This is a genomic window from Candidatus Hinthialibacter antarcticus, assembly GCA_030765645.1.
Classification (GTDB): domain Bacteria; phylum Hinthialibacterota; class Hinthialibacteria; order Hinthialibacterales; family Hinthialibacteraceae; genus Hinthialibacter; species Hinthialibacter antarcticus.
This window is the reverse complement of sequence record JAVCCE010000073.1, coordinates 71,627-86,101: the sequence shown is the minus strand read 5'-3', so window position 1 is coordinate 86,101 and position 14,475 is coordinate 71,627. Positions and strand designations below refer to the sequence as shown.

11 protein-coding genes and 1 tRNA gene are annotated in these 14,475 nt (G+C 51.7%); 2 read left to right on the top strand and 10 right to left on the bottom strand.

The window, feature by feature from the left end; translation table 11 throughout:
• Positions 1–7: 7 nt before the first annotated feature.
• Together P9L94_18745 and P9L94_18740 are read right to left on the bottom strand one after the other, a co-directional pair.
• Complete coding sequence (locus tag P9L94_18745; GenBank protein ID MDP8246128.1) at positions 8–1,150, bottom strand: tyrosine--tRNA ligase; 1,143 nt, start codon at positions 1,148–1,150, stop codon at positions 8–10.
• A 36-nt stretch (positions 1,151–1,186) separates the two neighbouring features.
• Positions 1,187–1,269, bottom strand: a tRNA-Tyr gene (locus P9L94_18740).
• Positions 1,270–1,577: 308 nt separating this feature from the next.
• Between P9L94_18740 and P9L94_18735 the strand changes: the two genes are divergently transcribed.
• Positions 1,578–2,606: an SDR family NAD(P)-dependent oxidoreductase gene (locus P9L94_18735; GenBank protein MDP8246127.1), complete on the top strand. Its 1,029-nt coding sequence runs from the start codon at positions 1,578–1,580 to the stop codon at positions 2,604–2,606.
• On the opposite strand, the gene P9L94_18730 is transcribed toward P9L94_18735, so the two are convergent.
• Genes P9L94_18730 through def form a run of 4 tightly spaced genes read right to left on the bottom strand, consistent with a single transcriptional unit; the run spans position 2,585 to position 7,096 of the window.
• Entirely contained in the window at positions 2,585–4,048 is a 1,464-nt protein-coding gene (locus tag P9L94_18730; GenBank protein MDP8246126.1) for an SGNH/GDSL hydrolase family protein, read from the bottom strand. The two genes, P9L94_18735 and P9L94_18730, sit on opposite strands and share 22 nt — an antisense overlap.
• 46 nt (positions 4,049–4,094) lie before the next feature.
• Positions 4,095–5,648: a hypothetical protein gene (locus tag P9L94_18725; protein MDP8246125.1), complete on the bottom strand. Its 1,554-nt coding sequence runs from the start codon at positions 5,646–5,648 to the stop codon at positions 4,095–4,097.
• 3 nt (positions 5,649–5,651) lie between these two features.
• Entirely contained in the window at positions 5,652–6,584 is a 933-nt protein-coding gene (gene fmt, locus P9L94_18720; protein MDP8246124.1) for a methionyl-tRNA formyltransferase, read from the bottom strand.
• Between the two features lie 11 nt (positions 6,585–6,595).
• The gene (gene def, locus P9L94_18715; GenBank protein ID MDP8246123.1) at positions 6,596–7,096 is read right to left on the bottom strand and encodes a peptide deformylase; all 501 of its coding nucleotides are present in this window, start codon (positions 7,094–7,096) and stop codon (positions 6,596–6,598) included.
• Between the two features lie 304 nt (positions 7,097–7,400).
• Between def and P9L94_18710 the strand changes: the two genes are divergently transcribed.
• The gene (locus P9L94_18710) at positions 7,401–7,934 is read left to right on the top strand and encodes an LOG family protein (GenBank protein ID MDP8246122.1); all 534 of its coding nucleotides are present in this window, start codon (positions 7,401–7,403) and stop codon (positions 7,932–7,934) included.
• On the opposite strand, the gene P9L94_18705 is transcribed toward P9L94_18710, so the two are convergent.
• From P9L94_18705 to P9L94_18690, 4 genes are all read right to left on the bottom strand, one after another.
• Positions 7,931–11,194, bottom strand: coding sequence for a hypothetical protein (locus P9L94_18705; protein ID MDP8246121.1), 3,264 nt, complete (start codon positions 11,192–11,194; stop codon positions 7,931–7,933). The genes P9L94_18710 and P9L94_18705 overlap by 4 nt on opposite strands.
• A gap of 6 nt (positions 11,195–11,200) precedes the next feature.
• On the bottom strand, positions 11,201–12,346 hold the full coding sequence (locus P9L94_18700) for a trypsin-like peptidase domain-containing protein (GenBank protein MDP8246120.1): 1,146 nt from the start codon (positions 12,344–12,346) through the stop codon (positions 11,201–11,203).
• Positions 12,347–12,452: 106 nt separating this feature from the next.
• A complete protein-coding gene (locus tag P9L94_18695; protein ID MDP8246119.1) occupies positions 12,453–13,178 on the bottom strand; it encodes a glycerophosphodiester phosphodiesterase family protein in 726 nt (241 codons plus the stop codon).
• Positions 13,179–13,501: 323 nt separating this feature from the next.
• Positions 13,502–14,458: a hypothetical protein gene (locus P9L94_18690; protein MDP8246118.1), complete on the bottom strand. Its 957-nt coding sequence runs from the start codon at positions 14,456–14,458 to the stop codon at positions 13,502–13,504.
• Between the last annotated feature and the right edge of the window lie 17 nt (positions 14,459–14,475).

Sequence of the window (14,475 nt, the reverse complement as noted above, 5' to 3'; positions counted from 1 at the left end):
GGCCGAATTAACGCAGTTTGACTTTTTTCATTACGTCGCGTAACTTTTCCAACGCTGCTTTGGGCTTAGGTTGGGCAAAATATTCGCGTACAGGCGCCAGCAACTCAATGATGCTTTCCGCCACTGACGCTTTTAAGTCCATTGGGTGCAGTTGCTTGTCGGCAATCGCGGCGCAGAGGTCTTCATACGTCTCATACGAGACGTTGCCGCCCCATTCTTCTTTGCGCTTAATTTCTACCGGGCCGCGTCCCAGCGCATAAATAATATGCTGCGCCCAATTCAAGACGGGGTTAAATTCCGTCTCGCCTTCGGGGCAAAACGCCTTCTTGATCTTGCGGCGAATGTCGTCCGGCTCATCGGTAATAAAGACAGCGGTATCGGGTTTGGATTTGCTCATCTTCAACGCCGCCCACACGTCCTGTTTGCGTTCAGGATCAATCGGCCACATCGGCGGTTTGCCCAGCCCCATCAACAGATGGTGATGGACCGCGATCGGCGCGATGCGATTGCCTTCGTTGTCTAACATCGGCAGCGTCTTGAGTTGGTTGGCCACGTCCAGCGCAATCACGTGCGCCTTGCGTTGGTCTTGGCCTGCGTGGGCGATATGGGCGCCCAGGGCAAAAATATCAGCGACTTGCATCGGTGGATACGCCAGTTTGGCGAAATCGACCGCGTCGCCTTCCGCGCGCCCCAAAATGGTGATCGAACGCATAATGCGCTTCAGGGTGGTGTTCTTGCAAACGTCAATAAACGCCGTCCAATAGTCGGGCGTGTTGCGATAGAGATCGGAGCCTAAGACGATGTTGACTTTATCCGGGTCGCCGCCGCACACTTTCAGGCAGCATTTGAGGCCCTCGGCGAAATAGTCATAGGCAAACGAGCGGATCAGGTCGATGTCGCCGCCGAGTTTGTCATTGATCCAACTATGCCAGTCCGCGAGAAACAGCGTACATTCCACCCCGGCGCGTTGAAAATCGGCAACCTTCGCCATGCACTGAATGCCAGTGCCCAGGTGAATTTCGCCGGAGATTTCAAAACCGATGTAGTGCTTCAACGCAATGTCTTTTTGCAAATAATCGCGCAGACGGTCTTCTGTCAGGGTTTCTTGAAGGTTGTGAGTGATTAGAGAAAGACGTTGGTCGACATTCATGGAAGAAGTATAAGCCGTGGGCTGAGAATGAAAACGTCCAGGGGGTAGGATTCGAACCTACGAAGCCTTACGACGGCAGGTTTACAGCCTGCTCCCTTTAGCCACTCGGGCACCCCTGGATCGATTCAGCCAATATGGTGTTATGATTTTCGTACCGAGCCGCATCACGCTTTGCGCTTTGCTATGTAATCTCGTTCCGGCTTAACATTCTGCTTTGCGTTAGAAGATTGTCAAGGCGCGACTCGTAGAGTTAGAGAAATTTTCACCGAACGCTGCAACTTGAATCGTTTGGCAACCGCCGACATAATGCTAGCGTTTGCTTCTAGCGGTTTAAAATCTCGCTAGAATTGGCGCTGTCTTTAATAATTGATTTTAGACAAACGATTACTCTAACTTATTCTCATCTGAGGACTTAAAACAACTCAATATGAATTATTTGATTTTTGGCGGCGCGGGATTCATCGGATCAAACTTGGCGGACCGTTTGGCAACCGACGGCGAAACCGTCACCATTGTGGATAACCTTTCCCGCGATGGCTCAAAACTAAACCTCGCATGGCTTCAACAAAATCATCCGGCGATCCATTTTCGCCCGTGTGACATTCGCAAGCGCGAAGAAATTGACGCGGTATTTCAAGAGGCGAAATCCGTCGATGTCGTTGTTCACCTCGCGGCGCAAGTCGCCGTGACCACCTCGGTCACAGACCCGCAGTTGGATTTTGAAATTAACGCCCTGGGAACCTTTAACCTGCTCGAAGCAGTCCGCCATTCCCGCTTCGACCCGGTATTTTTATACGCCTCAACCAACAAAGTGTACGGCGGTATGGAACACATCGGCATTCAGGAAACCGATACGCGCTATGAATACGCGAACTTTCCCGAGGGGATCGACGAAACCTGCCCGTTAGACTTCCACTCGCCTTATGGATGCTCAAAAGGCTGCGCCGACCAATACATTCGCGACTATTCGCGCATTTATGGTTTGCGTTCGGTGGTGTTCCGTCAGTCGGCGATTTTTGGGACCCGCCAATTCGGCGTCGAAGACCAGGGATGGGTCGCATGGTTTACCATCGCGGCTTCGCAGGGGCGCCCCATCACCATCTACGGCGACGGCAAGCAGGTGCGCGACGTGTTGTGGGTGGACGACCTTGTTGACGCCTACATCAAAGCCGTCCATAACATTGACGCGCTCAAGGGCGAGGTTCTCAACATTGGCGGCGGGCGCCAGTTCAGCATTAGCATCTGGACCGAATTCGGCCCGATGTTACAACGCGCCTTGGGCAAAGAGATTCCCGTCACGTTCTCAGACTGGCGGCCCGGCGACCAGAAAGTCTGCATCATGAACATTGCGAACGCCAAAAAACGGCTCAATTGGGCGCCGGCGGTCAGCGCCGAAGAAGGCGTGGAGCGCATCGCCAAATGGGTCATGGACAATCAATCTCTATTTGAGTCTTGATTGATCCACCCTAACTGGCGAATTTCCTCTGTCAGAATTTGCGCAGCAGCGGCGTGCCCGCCCGGGTTCCAATGGGTATCGAAGGGATAATACAACAACGCGCTTTTTTCTACTGCATCTCCGCGCAGCGGCAGCGTCAAGTCAACGAAGTCAATTCCCCTCTGCTTCATTTCTTCTTCAAACAAAGCCGGTAAATTGTCAATCAAACTACGCGCATCCTCAAACGCAATTTGGTTGCTCAATCCCTGTTGTCTCAAAAAGCGCTCCTGGTTCTCCCGGTCAACAATGCAATCCATATACACGCTGGCTTTGGCTGGAACCGCACACACCAAAAAATGAGCGCCCGCGTCGCGGCATTCACGCGCCATCGCTTCAATGGTTTCAATCGTCATCGCAAAACCGGGGTACGCCAGAATCTGTTCTTTTTCTTGATAGAGAACGCCGCCCGGCGGCCCAAAACCCATCGCATACGTGTTGCTCCCAACCCGGCATTCGATGGGGCGCCAGCCTGATTGCGTTTGTTTTTCTTGATGAAGAAACCGGTCGCGAAACCATTGCCAGGTCATCGCCAATTGGGGCATCTCGCCTAATTGCTCACGTAGAAATGGCAGGTATGCCTTGCCCGATTGTTTCCATCGGTGAAATTGCGCGGCATCATCAAAATCATTTCCAAAAAAAAGTTGATAGACCACGATCTTTGGCGACTGAGGCAAACCAAAACGCTGCAAAATATTGTTCGATTGTTGCGGTGAAAAAGCCGACAGGCCGAAGTTTTGCTCCGTCTTATTCAATCGTTCGGCGAGTTGCGAAGACCATATTTCATCGCGATCCACAAAGGCGCCGTGCGTAAACGAATCGCCAATCACAACCATATCAGGCGATTCGATTTCACCATCATTGCGAAAGCCCTGCGCGTCGGTCTTGAACACAATCTGCGGTCGCGCTTCGTCTTTCCATGCGGACGGATCATAGAGCGAATACAGCGCAAAGGGGCCTTGCAGTTTCGCCGAAACCCCGGGACGCCCCAGCACCCCGGCTTCGTCGTCTGCGCGCCATTGGTCGAGTGAAAACAACACGATCTGCATTGGGTCCATGCTGGTTTGCGGCGTCACCACCCACATCGGGTTGCGCTGTAGGATAAATTCAAACGCGGCCAAGGTCGCGAATAGGCAATAGAGCGCGATGCCAAAATAAACGGAAACCAATTTCCACACCCGGCCCGATTTTGATGCAGGATGCGCAAACGCCAAACAGATGATCACGCTCAACGATGCAATCGCCAGAAAAAACAAACCATAGGGTACCGAATATCGCCCGGCAATCAGCGCATAGTTACGCAACGCATGCCATGCAACGTCACTTTTGACGCACAACATCGCGGCAAGAAGCCCCGCCAATAGAAGCAATGCAATGATAAAAGGAGAAAGGTTGCGGCGCGACATTGAGCGATCCATACTTTTTTTTATTCTCAGGACAATTCGACTCATTTCACAAATACATCGGCCAGGCTGTGACTTTGAAATGGTTTCTTGTCAGTTGCAGCAGTAAGTATAAAAACGAAAACGCCGTCGCTTGATAGAGCAGATACAACGCGGCGTCTTTAGAAACCTTCATCCTTGCGACAAATCCGCCAAACAATAAAACCGCCGGGACCGTCAGCCCGGAAAACAAATCCCAATCAATTGGAAACAAGCGGTCAGGCCGCCAGGTAATGCTGTAGGCAAAATAGAAAAACGCTAAGCAGCCAATCCACGCCAATACCGGATCAACCGTTCCCCAACGCCGAAATCCCAAAAAGATGACAGGCAATAAAACGACCGCTGCAGGCGCAAGATAGAAAAACTCATTCGCCATGGTTAAGTAATAGTCTGGTGTGAGATAATCCTGTATTGGGCGAAACATGGCGGCGTCGGTACCAACGTACATCACCTGATCGCTAAAGAAATGCGCAACCATACGCTCTACGTTTCCGTTGTATCCATGCTGCAATAGAAACATCCAAAATACGCCGATGAAAAGCAACGCTGACGTATACAACAAACTCACATCGTAAAACGGTTTTTCCGCCGCGCCTCGTTTGTAATATTTCAGCAAAGGCAGCAAGAGAAATGCGGGGATCCACCAACCAGCGGAAAGATGGATGCAAAATAAAATTCCAAACGCCAAGCCCGGCGCCCAGGCGGGCCAATCGTCCCGGACGTATTTCATCGCGGCATATAAAAACAGCGCCAGCCCCACATGCAACACCGCATAGATTTCGATGTTGCCCGCAAACACTTGGGTATAACCGCAACAAGAGACGAGTAACAATACCAGCGGCGCAGCGAACGGCTTGGGCGCAACCCAACCAGAAACGCGCCCAAGCAAAAAAGTCGTGACAACGCCGCAGAGGATGGTCACCAGGGTGATGCTGCAATACGGGTCCCAATGCGGCAGTTTAATGCCCCAATAGGCAGCCGCGCGAAAAATCAACAAGCCCAAGGGTTCCCGCAAATACAACACCCAGTGCTTCGGCGGCACGGTAAACCGCAACCAATCGAACCCATCCAGAGAGATATTTTGACTACGCGCTAACCACAACACGAAGACCGCAATCACGGCCAAAATCCAAATTTTGCACCCGTAGTATCCATTCGTTTGCAACCACTCATGCCATCGCGAAAAGCAGGCGCTCATCTTGGCGAATACATCGGGGTGCAACAAGAGAAGCGTCAGCTGCATCCACAACGCCCGTAAGCCAATGGGCAGATGGCGCGGAATCATAAATCCCCAAAACGCGCGCGGCATGTCAATCAACAAACATAGCCCGATCATCAACGCCGCCATCGCGGCGGGAACATAAACCAGGCGCGTCCCAAACTGTGGAACGCGCTCATGGATGCGCATCAGCGTCAACGCGGAGAGGATAAAATAAATCGGAAACATCCAGGGAGGCGTCGTGCCTTGTTGGGCAATTCCCGTCGAGAGCAACACGCCCGCCTGCGCAAGAAAACAAATGGCGTGAATGAGTAAATCTGTTTGCAGGGGAGCGAGTTGAGGCATGATTTAGTCGCAGCGACCGCCCGCATCAAGCGGATGCCCGCGCAAAAAATCAGCCGCAGTCATACGCCGTTTGCCGGACGGCTGCAACTCAAGAATTTCGATGATCGCGTCTTGAGCAGCAATCCGAACGGTATTGAAATCAGTCGAGACAATTGTGCCCGGCGCCGCGCCCGGCGCTTCGGGAATCACTTCAGAGCGAAACAATTTCCAGCGGGCGCCTTCATACATCGTAAAGGCGCTTGGAATGGGTGATAGCCCGCGAATGTGATTATAAATTTCCTGGGCCGGACGGTCCCATTTGACTTGCGCGTCTTCATTACCGATCATCGGCGCCATGATGACGCCTTCTTCGGGCTGCGACGCACGCGGCGCCGTTCCCGCTTCAACATCAATGAGGGTTTTCACAATCAACTGCGCACCCGATTCGGACAAGCGCTCCGACAAAGTTCCGTAGTCGTCATCGGGGCGAATGGGTTCTTCTTCTTGATAAATCACATCGCCGTCGTCCCATCCGGCGGACAGATACATGGTCGAATTGCCGGTCACGGCGTCGCCGTTCATCAGCGCCCATTGCATGGGCGCCGCGCCCCGGTATTTCGGCAAGAGCGACGGGTGCAAATTCACGCAGCCAAAACGCGTCAACTCGCGCACGGGCTTTGAGACAAAGCCGCCGTAGGCGACAACCACAATCACATCGGGGTTGCGTTTTTCCAGCCAGGGCATCACTTCGGGGTCTTTGAGTTTTTCCGGCGAAAGAACGTCGCAGCCAAATTCAAGCGCGAGTTCTTTGACGGGAGACGGGCGCAGTTTTTTTCCTCGCCCGGCGGGACGGTCTGGTTGGGTCAATACGCCGACAATGTCTATCGAGGCGCATTCGTGCATCGCGCGCAATGTCGGCAGAGCAAAATTGGGAGTTCCAAAAAAAACAGCGCGCATAGTTTCGCCGATTACGCTGCGGCCAGTTCTTGCAGCTTGCGCTCCAGAGCGGCCCGTTCAGCGGGAGTCAGGTGATCGACGAACAACACGCCGTTTAAGTGATCGTTTTCATGCAAGATCACGCGGGCAAACAGGCCTTCCGCTTCAAATTCAATTTCGTCGCCCGTGAATGGATCGTTGGCTTTGACGCGAATTTTCTCGGAGCGTTCGACTTCGCCTTCTAAACCGGGAATCGACAAACACCCTTCATTCATCTCCCAGGTTTCTTCGCTTTCCCACAATATTTTGGGGTTCGCCAACGCGATTTTTCCGCCGGGTTCCAGCGTGTCGACAACCAACAGCTTTTTCAGCAACCCGACCTGCGGCGCAGCCAAGCCGATTCCATTTGAAAGATACATTGTCTCAAACATCTCTTCGACGAGTTTTTGCAGGCGTTGATCAAAGGTTTTAATAAACTTCGTTTTCTTTCGAAGAACTTCGTTTCCATATATGCAAATATTTCGAATCGCCATGGTCCGGCCTACTCCATGATATAATATTGCCGCTGGAGAAATCGACTGCGTTGTAATTAAAATCACAACCTGTGATTGGATGTGATTTTATAGCGTTTGTCAAAATGGTGTACGTTAAGCGCGCCCGTAGGGCTCAGCGATAGATACCGGTTTCGGTAACTCATTCCGCGCGTTATTCTGACAATCACTATAAATATCGTACCTTCGTGGTAAGCTTCAAGCAAGCATGAAAGCGCGTAGCCGTTTATCATGCGCTTTCAGACGAGGCGCAGTCATTCGATCAAACCAAACGTGAGGCTGTAAAATGACATCTCCTAAAACCATCGCCGTTTATGGAAGTTCAGCCGTTTTACAAGACAGCGACATCTGTGCGCAAGCCGAGCGCATAGGCTATCAACTCGCGTCGGTGGGCTTTCGCGTCAGCAACGGCGGCTACATGGGCGTGATGGCAGCGTGCAGCCGGGGCGCGCGTAACGCGGGCGGCGAGGTCATTGGCGTCACCTGCGAAATGTTCAAAGACCGTTCGCCAAACACCCATCTCACCGAAGAAATTTCAACGAAAGATTTGAATGAACGCATCGTCACGTTGATGAACATCTCCGACGCCTATGTCATTCTCGACGGCGCCATCGGTACATTCGCGGAGTTGTTTCTCGCCTGGAACCTCGTATACATGGGGTGGGACAAATCCATCATCGTGGTAGGCGAATCCATGCGGCGGGCAGTGTTGGCGCTGCAAGAACACACCGAAATTGATGAACGCCAAATGAAATACATCGAATTTTCGCCGGATGTCGACGACGCCGTCAAACGTCTTCGCGCCCGCTTTGGCTGTTAAGGCGCGGGTTCACCTTCAATTTGCGACATCAGCCGTTGCCAGAGCCGATCAAAGGGAATAACGTCCTCCGGCTTCGCGAGGTTAATATTCACTGGAATCGCAAACCATTCGCTTGGATTAAACAGACGTCGGACCGCAACATTAACCTCATTGGTTTCCAGAAATAAATTATCTCTTAATGTCCCGTATAACCTCAGGTCGTTCCCGTCTAATTTTGCGTGTAATCCCAATTTTGAAAATAGATACATATCCCGGTCCGCCACTAATTTTTTCAACCCGGACGACTCGCCCAAATTTATAATTTTTTGCAATGTGTCTTTCGACACCATCCCCATCCCTCTCATGTCATCCCGTATCGAGATATCAAAACGCCGGGGATACGGCCATTGCCCTGCTTGTTCGGGCAGCATCAATTCAAAATCAGCGAATGACCCCGATATCTGTCCCGTCATTTTCCCATAATCAAAATATTGGGTGATTTTTGCTAAATCGAGTTTTTTGAATTCAACGTCCATCTTCCACAGCGGCGTACGTATCGAAGTTCGGCCCAGCGAAAAGTCATTCATTGTCATGGTTCCGCCAAAGACTTTCGCCTCTAAGACGCCGGTCGCTTCGAGCACTTCACCCGACAGCCGGATCGAATTGAGGCGCCCATTCAGTCGGCCTTGGCTGGGCAAAAACGGAAACGCTTTACTTGCTTGCTCCAATCGTAAATCATCAAACTGGATGCCGCCTGAAATAAGCGGCGTGTTCGTCTGCCAATCAAATATTTGTAGATCATTCAATGCAGTACGACCTCCGTACATAGGCATCATGACTGAATCCAGCACGGAAATTTTTGACGGCATGATTGGAATGACTGCGGCAACTTGTTGAAATGAAGCCTCGTTGATTGCAACTTTCGCCGCTTCAAAATGAATCTCATGGTCCGGCAGCCGGTCATAGTCGATGGGGTAAACAATCGGCGCAGAAATCGAAGCGCCTTCAATATGAAAAGCGGGGTGCATATTCAAATCGAGCTCCGCTTCACGGAGTGAAAGCAATCCCGACATCACCAGCGGGCTGAGCGATTCAAAGCGCCAATCTCCATTGATGGAGCCTTTGGCGGAGATCAACGGCGTTTCATCGCCTGATTCTTCCATGAAGAGGCGATTGAAAAGCGGGACAACAAACGCTTCTAAATTGAGCGTTTCAGCAATCGCGCGGCAAGTCCCGTCCGCCAAATGATCAAAGCGCGCAATCCCACCGCCGGGCGGAAAGAAACTCACCTCCCATTCATCCCAAGAGGCGGACGGCTTGCCCCATTCAAGCGTAATACTTTGCCCCGGCCATTCGATATCGTTACCCGAAAACGAAAAATACGGAGTCGCCGCCCTTAGGACAACATGAGAAGCGCCGCCGCTATCATTACTTTCCCACTGGTAACGCAAATCCACATCTCTCAACTGGACGCCCAAAGCAGGCTCTCCATCAAACGAGAAGAGCGCAAGATCAGGGCTGGTCGCGCGCACCGATGCGCGGGTCGCGTCGCCGCTGGCGAGCAACACCAAACCGCCCATGCCTTCGAGTGCGCGGGTCGCATCCGGCGCCAACATGGGGAGCAGCGCTAGCAATGCCTCCGTTACATCCATGCGCGCCGAGGCCGTCCATTGGCCGTCGGTTTTCGCTTCTATTGTTAAATCGTGCAGCGGCGGCGCGTCAAACGCCGGAACGCGAAACGTCCAGTCACCGCTCTTTCGATCATACTGAAAATCCATCACTTTTGGAGCAACAGGCAATTCGATGATTTGCGTTGCGGATAACGGATAGCGTATACTACCCTTCCCCCCGATTTTGGCGGTCGCCTTCGCCGCGTCCATCTTCACCGGCCCGCTCAAGCGCTCCGCTTCAATGTTGACGCCAGCAACTTCATACTGCGCTTGCAACAGTTCCGCTTGAATATCCAGGTTCGCGACGGTTTGCTGATCGAGAATCCCCTTCCCGCTCAATGAAATCGTTCCCTTCACATCCGGTACCCATTCATTGATCCACCCGGGAAGATAACCGCGGACCATATCAACCGACTTTGACGGTAGCGAAAACTGGAGCGCATATTGGCCCGTCGCGGCAGGCGGCCATTCATGGCTGAGAGACGAGAGTTCACCAATCTCCTTAGAAACCCAATTCAAGTTCACTGTGGGATTTTTTGTATTCGCTCGAGTGACGGACAGCGTCGCCTGCCCGGTCGGCATCAACAAAACATCCGATGAAGCGAGGTCGATCGTGATCGGCGCATGTTGCAACTTGGTCTCCATTGAACGGAGCGCATAGGTCGCGCTCAATTGCGCTTGGAGCGTCGCGCTCGCATTGTCCGTCAAGAATGATGCAGCGCTCGGCGCCTCGACAAACGCTTTATCAGCGACGACCTGGCCGAACGCGCGGTAGCCGCCTGCCGCAAGCGGTTCAAAGCGCATATCGCCGCCGATCACGCCCTCGACAATCACTGGTTCAAACAATGAAAAAGGGAACGATTCTGACTGAAGATGAATCGCATTTACTTTCGCCGTTAGCGGCGCCGCATCGACAGAGACGCTCACGCGATTTGACGTGGTTCTTCCAGGAGGCGACACATGCAATAAGCCGGAAACGCGCTTGACGTTTTCCGCCAAATCAAATGACGCGCTCCATTCATAGGCCGGTGTTTTCCAGGGCAGGCGGACGCTTGAATTCAAGATTTCAACTCGCATCGTCGGCGATGCAATTGAAGTAGACGACGACGTGGATGCAGAAACGTCGCTGCTGAATGAATGAATGACGGCGGGAAGGTCTAAACTCGCTTGATGAAACGTAATCGCAAACGGCTCTCCGCTGATCGGCTCCGGCCACGCAACCACGCCCCTCGAAGCCGACCAAACTTGCGCGTCGCCGAATCGAGTTCCTACATTTCGAAGAGATAAATACGCTCGTCCAAACAATACATCATCTAACTGCAACGATTGAGCGGACAGTTGGTAGGTGGCGCCATTGGCGTCGAGCGAATATTCAATACCGTTGAGTTTGAGGGCGCCGTTCCAAGACAGGCCGACGGATTCAAACGTAATGTTTCCATCAACCTGCTCGTTGAGGCGCTGCTGGATCCATTCGCGGCAAAATGGCTGCTGCAAAAGCCACAACCCTCCCGCCAGCAACACGACTCCGAGTATTGCCGTCCAGACGACGCAACGAACCAGCCGTCGCGCCCAACGCCGCGCGGGCCGGTGTATTTTTTTATCTTCGGGCATATTGGCTTAATCCCGCCGAACGCCTAAACGCAATGTCTGTTCATATATGTTCCCGTCCCGCACAAACCGCATCGTAATCTCGTCGCCGGGAGCGGTTGAATCCAACGCACGGAATAAATCATCTTGGTTTAAAACATCCACCGTATTGATCGCGATAATCACATCGCCTAATAATAGTTTACCGGCGTCGTCTTGCCGTGCGCCTCTTAAACCGGCGGCTTCAGCAGGGCTGTCTTCGATTACGCGGCGAACCATTACGCCCTTCAAATCCTTCAGGCCTAGCCGCGATAAAATCGACGTCGGCATGATATCAATGCCCATCCAGGGTTTATCCACTTCACCTTTTGAAATTAGCTGAGGGACCACCCGGTTGACCGTATCAACCGGCACCGCGAAACCAATGCCCGCGCTAGAACCGCTGGGGCTGATAATCGCCGTATTGACGCCAATCAATCGTCCAAACGAATCCAACAAAGGCCCACCGGAATTTCCTGGATTAATCGCCGCGTCCGTCTGAATCACGTCAGAAATCGTCCGGCCGCTCATCGCGCGGATCGAACGCCCCAACGCGCTGACGATCCCTACCGTCAAAGTAGAATCCAACCCAAACGGGTTGCCAATCGCCAAGACTTTTTGTCCCACGCGCAGGGACGAAGATTCACCGATTAAGACAGGCGGCAACTGGTCTTTGGGCGCACCAATTTTTAATACCGCCAAATCAAAATCGGGATCGCTCCCAATAATTTTTGCGCGCCACGATGACTGGTCGTTCAACACCACCGTGATTGTACTCGCGCGATAGACAACATGAAAATTGGTTACAATGTGGCCATCGTGGTCCCAGATAAATCCCGAGCCGGAACCCGACGGAACCTCGAACACATCCAGATTCAAAAACCCGCCGCGCCGCAGTTCGGTATTAGTAATATAACACACCGACGGGGATATCTGGCTGAATACTTCGATGGTGTTTTGTTCGTCGCCGCCCAAAGCGCCAGTAGGCGGCGTCACTCCCCGTGGAAGCGCCGCTGGACGCGAAAATGGGTTATAAAACGGGTTTGGAACTCCCAACATATTGAGGAGCGTGATAAGAAGAGACAACAATAATAAAAATGCGATAAAACGCATCAATAAAACAGGCGCAGATTTCATGGCATGACTCCCTCGACGTGATATTAACGTCCGCCGAGGCCATTTTGAAACGCTTCCAACGGTTTTTTAAGTGGATTCTCTCTCATCAACCTGGAAAGAGTGTGTTTTATTGAGAATTCAGCAATTTCAGCGCTTGCTCGGGGCGATTGCTGATGAGGCCGTCTACAGGAACCTGGAAAAAATTCTTCATGTCTTTTTCATCATCCACCGTCCACACCCAGACCTGAAACCCTTTTTGCCGGGCCTGACGAATCATTGTTTCGCTGGTCTTGCTACTCACGCCCATGATATCGGCCTTCACGTCTTTGCCGCGCAATAATGAACCCTGCGAAAGTTCACCCGCCAGAAACAAGGTGCGAAGTTTTGGCGCCAATTCTTTTGCGCGAAACACCGAGAGTTCATCAAAACTCGCGAAAACGTGCTTTTCGATTTCACCGCGTTTATTTAAGAGCGCAACCACATCGTCTTCGAGCAACAGCTGCTTTGATTCAATCATAATGCCAATCGGCGTATCTTTGACCAAATCGAGCACTTCTTCCAAGCGGGGCAAGCGTTCGCCTTTGAACTTGTCGCCGAACTGTTTGGAGTATCCCGCATCCAGTTTCCGCAGCACGGAGAATTTTTGCTCGCGAATCATACCCGCGACGCCCGTCGTCCGCAGCGTGTCTTCATCGTGCGATACAACCAACACGCCGTCGCTAGAGCGATGCAAGTCGATTTCGATGTAGGCAGGTTGCGGCGTCAAATTCACGGCAGCCCGTACAGAAGCCAGCGTGTTCTCCGGCGCAACGCTGCTGTTTCCCCGGTGAGCAATGATGTTCGTCTCTGCCATAGCGCTCAACCCTATCATCAATACGCACCCACTGAAAATCCAACGTTGCATAATCCGCTTCATTTTGACTACCTCCATTTGGCTATTTCTGGTTCTTCCGTAAATTGGATACTTTTTAATACATTGAATTGAGATTTCACTGCGTCAGGCATGGGTACAATTCTGCTCGCTTCAGTGCGGGCTTTCAGGCCCTTATGCACAGGCGCTCCCAGAGTTGCACCCATGCCTGAATTGGTTTGTCAATTATTGATCCGCCGGGATACGTTTTCGTAATCAAAATCATGGCTATCCATTTATGCAAGTACTCACTTACCGGATGAACCCTATTTCTTGTCTTTTTTTTGGTTTTGAAACGCCATTCCCGTACGGGTTTTACTTTCAATTGATTGAATTTGGTTTGCCAGAAATTGAATCTGAATCCATAAATCCATCTGGCGATCAACCAGCGCTTTCAGTTCATTGAGCACCGGGTCCCATGCGGCAGAGTCGCTGGCGCTGCCGGGGTTACGATTTCTCAACCCGCTGGCAATATCGTTCAGCGATTGAGAAATTTCGCGCGCTGACTTGAAATCCATTTTCAGTTCTTGCGTTTGCGCCTCACGAGCGGCATTGTTGAATTGTTTAAAAATTTGTTGAATGGATTCTTCACGCACTTTCCATCCCGTTTGTAGTATTTTCCAATATTCTTTTTGCAGCGACAATCGGCAGGTCCGCGCCGACTCGATATATGGAAGGATCGATTTTCGACGGCGTTCATATTTTTTCAGCAGATCGGAATACGCGTTCTTTAATTCAATCACGCGCTCGGGATTTCCGTCTTTTTGCGCCGAGAGCATTTCATGCATGACTCGTTCGCCCTGTCCAAAAACTGGGTCATTTTTTTTCGCTTGGTCGATCTGGTCTTCATAACTCGAGATTTCTTCCGCCCAAGTGACGGCGCTGGAATGAATTTTTTCGACCGCGACAACATAATCCCGACGGTCAAGCGCGTTTAAAGACTCTTCCTCATTGACCAGTTTCATCACTCGTTTGGCTTCAAAAATAATACAACTATACAAACTGTTATTACCGCCACGAATCGAGCGGATGATTTGTTTGGAACCCACTTGGCGCTGTTTCTCAAGTTCTGCGTGAAGTTGCGCTTTTTGGATCCAAATTCGTTTTCCATTTTTCACACGGGTCGTCAGCGTATCGGGCGATACGCCAAGTTCTTGCGCTTTTTGCCGCGTCATTTCTTTTTGAAACTGCCCGGCGAGCTCTTTTTGGTTATCGTTCGGCATTGCGTTGGCCCGCTTTT